The organism is Tannerella forsythia, from assembly GCF_001006485.1.
Taxonomy (GTDB): domain Bacteria; phylum Bacteroidota; class Bacteroidia; order Bacteroidales; family Tannerellaceae; genus Tannerella; species Tannerella forsythia.
The window spans coordinates 1-479 of sequence record NZ_JUET01000090.1; the positions used below are offsets into that span (position 1 = coordinate 1).

Genomic DNA, 479 nt, shown 5'->3' on the forward strand with positions numbered 1-479 from the left:
GCCGAGCCCCATCGGCTCCTGCTGGCGGACATAGGCGACCGCGCCCGGCTTGAGCCGGGTCGCGTCGAGGATCTCGAGCGACTTGCCGCGCGCGGACATTGTCGTCTCGAGTTCATAGGCAATGTCGAAATGGTCTTCGATCGCGCTCTTGCCGCGCCCGGTGACGAAGATCATCTGCTCGATGCCGGCCTTCAGTGCCTCGTCGACGGCATACTGGATGAGCGGGCGATCAACGACGGGCAGCATTTCCTTGGGAAGGGCCTTGGTAGCGGGCAGGAATCGCGTACCCAGACCACCGACGGGAAACACGGCCTTGCGCAGCGGCTTGATGGTCATGGCGCGACTTGATCTCCAAAATGCTGGCGCGCTGCTACTCGTCAAATTCGCGCCGCGCAATCGATGTGATGTGCCGGGCAAGCGGCGAGCGCGCTCGTATTGCACTGCAACATATGCCAATGACCCCGCATGCAGTCCATAGC

Annotated in this window: 1 protein-coding gene; it reads right to left on the reverse strand. The window is 62.6% G+C overall.

Going from position 1 to position 479, the window contains the following annotated elements:
• Window positions 1-336: sugar phosphate nucleotidyltransferase (locus Tanf_RS08890; protein ID WP_046825622.1), on the reverse strand; the 336-nt coding region annotated here is incomplete at its 3' end.
• Window positions 337-479 lie beyond the last annotated feature (143 nt).